This window comes from Frankia sp. CeD (assembly GCF_000732115.1).
Taxonomy (GTDB): Bacteria; Actinomycetota; Actinomycetes; order Frankiales; family Frankiaceae; genus Frankia; species Frankia casuarinae.
The window spans coordinates 1-6,717 of record NZ_JPGU01000015.1; the positions used below are offsets into that span (position 1 = coordinate 1).

General features: G+C 73.0%; 6 protein-coding genes (1 of these 6 only partly in view). 4 read left to right on the plus strand and 2 right to left on the minus strand.

The window, feature by feature from the left end; all coding sequences use genetic code 11:
* Positions 1-160 precede the first annotated feature (160 nt).
* The 3 genes from recN (at position 161) to CED_RS10640 (ending at position 4,555) form a co-directional block, all read left to right on the plus strand.
* Positions 161-1,915 (plus strand): DNA repair protein RecN, encoded by a 1,755-nt coding sequence (gene recN, locus CED_RS10630; protein ID WP_035731750.1) that lies wholly within the window; start codon positions 161-163, stop codon positions 1,913-1,915.
* 193 nt (positions 1,916-2,108) lie between these two features.
* On the plus strand, positions 2,109-3,935 hold the full coding sequence (locus CED_RS10635) for a CTP synthase (RefSeq protein WP_035910277.1): 1,827 nt from the start codon (positions 2,109-2,111) through the stop codon (positions 3,933-3,935).
* Entirely contained in the window at positions 3,932-4,555 is a 624-nt protein-coding gene (locus CED_RS10640; RefSeq protein WP_035910279.1) for an NUDIX domain-containing protein, read from the plus strand. Before CED_RS10635 ends, CED_RS10640 begins: the two co-directional genes overlap by 4 nt.
* Positions 4,556-4,612: 57 nt before the next feature.
* Here the strand turns inward: CED_RS10640 and CED_RS10645 are convergent, their stop codons facing one another.
* Both CED_RS10645 and CED_RS10650 read right to left on the minus strand, forming a co-directional pair.
* Positions 4,613-5,620 (minus strand): PKD domain-containing protein, encoded by a 1,008-nt coding sequence (locus tag CED_RS10645; protein ID WP_035910281.1) that lies wholly within the window; start codon positions 5,618-5,620, stop codon positions 4,613-4,615.
* Positions 5,617-6,165 (minus strand): hypothetical protein, encoded by a 549-nt coding sequence (locus tag CED_RS10650; RefSeq protein WP_235187019.1) that lies wholly within the window; start codon positions 6,163-6,165, stop codon positions 5,617-5,619. The genes CED_RS10645 and CED_RS10650 overlap by 4 nt, the downstream gene beginning before the upstream one ends.
* Before the next feature lie 141 nt (positions 6,166-6,306).
* Here CED_RS10650 and CED_RS25260 point away from each other — a divergent pair.
* On the plus strand, positions 6,307-6,717 hold part of the coding region annotated (locus tag CED_RS25260) for a site-specific integrase (protein WP_235187026.1) (this coding region is incomplete at its 3' end). 6 nt of the annotated region lie beyond the right edge of the window; 411 of 417 annotated nt are visible.

Sequence of the window (6,717 nt, forward strand, 5' to 3'; positions counted from 1 at the left end):
CCCCTGGCCCTGGGCGCCGTTCGGGGTTTCCGTCAGCTCGCCTTCGGCGAGCTTCCTGGGGTGATTGTCGGGGGGCTTCGCCGCGACGCGGGGACAGCGATGTCGGATCTTCCGCCTCTGCGATATCGGCCTCCGTCCTGGTGACGCTAGAGTTCGGGGCGTGCTCGAGGAGATTCGCATCCGCGGCCTCGGGGTCATCGACGATGCCGCCCTCGACCTCGCTCCCGGCCTCACCGTGGTGAGTGGCGAGACCGGAGCCGGCAAGACCATGATTGTCCAGGGGCTGGGACTGCTCACCGGCGGGCGGGCGGATTACGGTCTGGTCCGGCCCGGGGTCGATCGCGCCTTTGTCGAGGGTCGGCTCGTCATCGGTGCCGAGTCGGCTGTCGCGGCCCGGGTCCGCGAAGTCGGCGGCGACCTCGACGAGGATCCGGGGGGCGCCGTCCTCGTCGTCGGTCGGACCCTGACCGCGGAGGGCCGGTCCCGGGCGCAGGTCGCGGGCCGCTCGGTTCCGGCGAGTGTCCTCGCCGAGATCGCCGAGGAGCTGATCGCCGTGCACGGCCAGTCCGAGGCGCAGCGCCTGCTCAAGCCGTCCACCCAGCGTGACGCGTTGGACCGGTTCGCCGGTTCCGCCGTCGCCGGGCCGTTGGCCCGCTACGGCGGTGTGTACCGGGAGCTGACCCGGGTCAGTCGGCAGCTCGCCGAGATCACCGACCGGGTGCGTGAACGCGAGCAGGAGGCGGAGCTGCTGCGCATCGGCCTGGACGAGGTGGAACGGATCGCCCCCAGCCCCGGTGAGGACGTCACCCTCGACGCCGAGCTGACCAAGCTGGAGCACGCGGAGACCCTGGTGCGGGCGGCGCGGACCGCGCACGCCGCGCTGATGAGCGATCCGGCCACCGGGTCGGACGAGCCCGGTGCGGTCGATCTGGTGGCCGCGGCCCAGCGGGTCATCGCCGGCGAGTCCGCCCTTGACGCCGAGCTCGCTGCCCTCGGCACGCGGCTCACGGAGGTGGGGATGCTGCTCACCGACGTCGCCGCGGACCTCGCCTCCTACGCGGAGGGCATCGATGCCGACCCGGTGCGCCTCGCCGACGCCCAGGCGCGCAAGGCCGCCCTCACCAGCCTGACCCGGGCGCACGGCACCGGCATTGACGGCGTGCTGGCCTGGGCGGACCAGGCCGGGCGCCGGTTGCTGGAACTCGACGGCGCCGGGGACAGCGTCGAGGCGCTCACCGCCCGGCGGGACAGCCTGACCGCCGAGCTGGCCCGGCTCGCCGAGGAGGTCAGCGAGGCCCGGACCAAGGCGGCGGCCCGGTTCGGTGCGGCGGTCGCCGCCGAGCTCGCCGGGCTCGCGATGCCCCGGGCCCGGGNGGAGGCCGCCGTGTCGCAGCGCGACGATCCAGCCGGTCTGCCGGTCGGCCTGCGGGTCGTCGCGTTCGGACCGTTCGGCGTCGACGACGTGGAGCTGCGGCTGATACCGCATCCCGGGGCGCCGCCGCGGCCGGTCCAGAAAGGCGCGTCGGGCGGTGAGCTGTCCCGGGTCATGCTCGCGATCGAGGTCGTCCTCGCCGCCGCCGACACCGGTTCGACCATGGTCTTCGACGAAGTGGACGCCGGGGTCGGCGGCCGGGCCGCGGTGGAGATCGGCCGGCGCCTCGCCCGCCTCGCCCGCACCCATCAGGTGATCTGTATCACTCATCTGCCGCAGGTCGCCGCCTTCGCGGACCGTCATCTGGTGGTCCACAAGGCCGACGACGGATCGGTCACCCGTAGCGGGATCGTCACGCTCGACGACGCCGGCCGGGTGCGGGAGCTCTCCCGGATGCTCGCCGGCCAGGAGGAGAGCCCGCTGGCCCGTGGGCACGCCGAGGAGCTGCTCGCCGCCGCGGAGGCCGACAAGGCGCTGCCGTAGTGCCACCGCGGTCGGGAGGTCGGACATCCTGCGGTGGTCCAGGCAGTCACCGAAGGTGATAACCGAGGGCCATGACTCACCCTTATGGCAGAGTCCCCGCATTGCGCTGGAGGCGTCGCGCGGGGGAGCTGTTACCGTGAAGTCCCGTGGAGGCGCCGGGGCCGGACCGGCGGCGTAACCACGGGAGCTTCGGGTGGGTCAGGCGCATATCACCAAACACATCTTCGTCACCGGCGGGGNTGCGTCCNGTCTCGGCAAGGGNCTGACCGCGTCGAGCCTTGGTCGACTACTCAAGGCTCGTGGACTTCGTGTCACGATGCAGAAGCTCGACCCCTACCTCAACGTGGACCCGGGAACGATGAACCCGTTTCAGCACGGTGAGGTGTTCGTGACCGACGACGGGGCCGAGACCGNCCTCGACATCGGCCACTACGAGCGGTTCCTCGACGTCAGCCTCGACGGCAGCGCCAACGTGACGACGGGTCAGGTCTACTCGGCCGTCATCGCCAGGGAACGCCGCGGCGGCTATCTGGGCCAGACCGTCCAGGTCGTCCCGCACATCACCGACGAAATCAAGGACCGGATCCGGCGGCTGGCCGATGACTCCGTCGACGTGGTGATCACTGAGGTCGGCGGGACCGTCGGGGACATCGAATCGCTGCCCTACCTGGAGGCGATCCGTCAGGTACGCCACGAGGTCGGTCGGGACAACGCCCTGACGGTGCACGTGAGCCTGGTCCCCTACCTCGCCCCCTCCGGAGAGTTGAAGACCAAGCCGACCCAGCATTCGGTCGCGGCGTTGCGCAGCATCGGCCTGCAGCCCGACGCCGTGGTCTGCCGGTCCGACCGGCCGCTGCCCGATTCGCTCAAGAAGAAGATCGCGATGATGTGCGACGTCGATGACGAGGCCGTCGTCGGGGCGCCGGACGCGAGTTCCATCTACGACATCCCCCGGGTGCTGCACCGCGAGGGCCTCGACGCCTACGTGGTGCGTCGGCTCGGGCTGTCCTTCCGCGACGTCGACTGGACGGAGTGGGACACGTTGCTGCGGCGGGNGCACCNCCCNGCCNACACGGCGACGATCGCGATCGTCGGCAAGTACGTGGATCTCCCCGACGCCTACCTCTCGGTGACCGAGGCCCTGCGCGCCGGCGCCTTCGCCACCGACACCCGGGTGGACCTGCGGTGGGTCACCTCGGACGAGTGCTCTTCCCCGGATGCGACGGCCACCCTGCTCGACGGGATCGACGGGGTCATCGTTCCCGGTGGTTTCGGGGTGCGGGGCATCGAGGGCAAGCTCACCGCGCTGCGGCACGCCCGCGAGAACGGCATTCCGACCCTCGGTATCTGCCTCGGCCTGCAGTGCATGGTCATCGAGGCGGCCCGCAGTCTCGCCGGCCTGGAGGCGGCGAACTCCACCGAGTTCGTCCCCGAGACCCCCCACCCGGTGATCTCCACGATGGCCGACCAGCACGAGGTGGTGGCCGGCACCCGGGACATGGGCGGCACGATGAGACTGGGCCTGTACTCGTGCGTGCTGGCGCCCGGCACGCTCGCCCAGCGTGAATACGGCGCCGCCGAGGTCGCCGAGCGCCACCGGCACCGGTACGAGGTGAACAACGACTATCGGCACCGGCTGGCCGCCGCCGGGCTGGTCTTCTCCGGGACGTCACCGGACGGCCGCCTGGTCGAGGTGGTCGAACTGCCCGCCGATGTGCATCCGTACTACGTCGGCACCCAGGCACATCCGGAGTTCCGGTCCCGGCCGACCCGGGCCCATCCGTTGTTCCGGGGTCTCGTCGCCGCGGCGGTCGCGCATGCGGACCGCCGCCGCGGGATGCTGCCGGTGGACCTGCCGAGCGAGGACGCCCCCACCCCGGAGAACGGCGTCCCGGAGAACGGCGCCGCGCAGACCCGCGGCGTCACGGCTGGTCGATCCGGCGGGAGTATCCGCCGGGGCGCGAGCGCGTCCCGGCCGAGCGTCAGCTCCAACGGCACCGCCGCGCTGGTGTCCCCGTGACGGCGACCCCGCACCGGTACGAGGTCACCGAGAGCACCCTGGCCTACCAGGGGAGGGTCATCTCCGTCCGCCGCGATCAGGTGCGGATGCCGGATGGCGACATCTCGCAGCGTGATGTGGTGGTGCATCCCGGCGCCGTGGGGGTGGTCGCCCTCGACGAGGCCGATCGGGTGGTGATGGTCCATCAGTACCGTCATCCCGTCGGTGGTCCGCTGTGGGAGCTGCCCGCCGGCATTCTCGACGTGCCGGGCGAGCCGGCGTCCTCGGCCGCCGCGCGGGAGCTGGCCGAGGAGGCCGGGCTGCGCGCCGACCGCTACGATCTGCTGGTTGACGTGTGGNNNTCGCCAGGGNTGNCCGACGNGGCCTACCGCCTCTTCCTGGCCCGCGGGCTGCACGAGATCCCGGCCGCCGAGCGGTACGTGCCGGTGCACGAGGAGGCCGAGATGGGTCTCGCCCGCATCGACTTCACCGACGCCGTCGAACGGGTCCTGCGCGGTGAGATCACCAACGCGATGGCGGTCATCGGGCTGCTGGCCACGGCCCGGGCACGCGCCGAGAACTACGCCGGTCTGCGCCCACCCGACGCACCCTGGCCCGCTCGTCCCGCCCACCGCGGCTGAGCCACCGCCGCGCCGCGGCCCCCGTTTCTCCGCGGTGGCGTCGGTCCCGCGGTGGCGTCAGTCGTTGTGGACCAGCACGCCGGCGGCCTCGTCGACGACGAGGCCCGCCGCGGCGGCGAGGGTCACCGCGGCGATCGGGAACGCCTGCGCGACCCCGGGAACGGTGAACGTGCCATCCCAGGTCACCGCGAGGGTCACCTGGTACCGGCCCGGCCGGGCGTAGCCGTGCGCCACGTNGGCCTCGGGATGATCGCGCGGTGAGATCGCCGGGTCGTAGGGCCGGCCGGGAGCGTCCGGGCCGGTCTCGCCGTCGCCGAACTCCCAGTGATAGTGGGGAACGGCACTGATGGTCGCCACGACCGGCTGGTCGACGTTGAACGTGAACGAGTCGGGCACCGGGGTGTAGAGGATCGTGGCCAGGTTCGCGAAGCTGCGGCCGGACGGCGCAATGACGATGGACGGCTTCGGCAGGAGTCTCTCGCGCAGGTAGTTGGCGAGCGCGGCCTGCACCTGGGCGATCGGCACCGCGCCGGCGGGCAGCAGGTAGTTGAAGCAGCCCGCCACCGCCTGGTCGTACTGGGCCCGCGCCTGCGCGTCCATCGCCGGATCCGGCCCGACCGCGGTCAGCAGGTCACAGACGGCCGCCGGGTCGTCCGGACAGTCCTGGCCGCAGGCCGCGCTCCGCCGGGCCCCCGAGCCGGTCGGGATCCCGACGCGCTCCAGCGCTCCGTCGTGGTAGCGGTACTGGTAGCCGTTGTCCGTGGCCCGAGTGTCACAGGTACCCCACAGCGCGCCGACGCAGGGCACCGGGACGGTGCGTCCGGGCGCCGCGGCGGCGGGCGTCGCGCCGCCGGCGAGGCCGGTCAGGCCGACCAGTAGCAGTGCGCCGACCGCGATCAGCGCCGGGCGCGGGATCGTGCGGCGCCGGGCGGCGGTGGTCGTGCGGGCGGCGGTGGTCGTGCGGGCGGCGGTGGTCGTGCGGGCGGCGGTGGTCGTGCGGGCGGCGGTGGTCGTGCGGGCGGCGGTGGTCGCGTGCGGGCCGGTCGTCCCCGGGCCGGTGGTCATGCCTGGGCCGGGGCGTAGCGCAGGGTCTGGATACGCCAGCCGTGGTCGGTGAGCGACAGCTCGGCCGTGCCGACCCGGGTCGGCACGGCCGGGGCGTCGGAGACCCGCCGGCCCGCCGGGTCCAGCAGCCCCACCGCCCGGGTCCGCACGGTGAAGTCCACCTCGGTGACGAGCCCGACCCGCGGCCGGGCGAGCACGTCGCTCAGCTGATAGGCCGGCCCGTCCGCGCGCAGCCCCCGCTGCTGGAGCGAGCGGGTCACCCCGACGTCGAGGGCGCAGGGCTGGCAGCCACCGAGCGCCGTCGGCGCGATAACCGCGACCCGACCGGCCCGCGCGGCCTCGTTGATCTCGTGAAAGTAGCCCTCGACCGTGCGGGTGGCGGCTGCGGGCGTGTCATCGACCGAACCGGGGGCCGAACCGGAGACGGAAGGGCCGCCGGAGACGGCCGTGCCCCGGTTCTGGGAACCGGGGCGGGCCGGGATCGCGGCCCCGGACGGCTCGTGCTGGTCGCCGCCGCAGCCCGCGCCCGTGAGGATGACGAGCATGGCGATGACGACCCCCAGCCGTGCGGCGTACCGTGACGACCCGTTGCCCGCCCGCACAAGTCGCCAGGATAGCCGCGGAAACGCGGTATGTGGATAGGCACCAACGGAGAACGGGGGGCAGGTCCTACTATCAGTTCGATGATGGGAGTCACCGACGGCGACCGGGTATTCCGGCTGCGCCCCCCCGCGGCCTCGGCATCCGGCGTCGGCGGGTCCTCGGATCATCGTCCGTCGGCACCTCGGCCCGGCCCGGACGACCTGGCTGGGCCGGACGACCTGGCTGGCCCGGACGACCTGGCTGGCCCGGACGACCCGCCCCGGCCTGCGGATCATCGAGCCGGGTCCCAGCTGTCCCAGCTGCGTGGCACGCCTGCCGGCGTCATCGAGCGCTATCTCCACCATCTGGAGGGCGAACGCGGACTCGCGCGCAACTCGGTACTCGCCTACCGTCGCGACCTGCGCCGCTATTGTGATCATCTCTCCGCATGCGGTCTGCCCTCGTTGGACGCGGTCGGTGAGGCGGAGGTTGCCGGATTCGCCGCCGTGCTGCGC

Excerpts from the sequence above, each read along its gene's own strand:
- CED_RS10650 (WP_235187019.1), bottom strand. The coding sequence starts at position 6,165 with ATGCTCGTCATCCTCACGGGCGCGGGCTGCGGCGGCGACCAGCACGAG.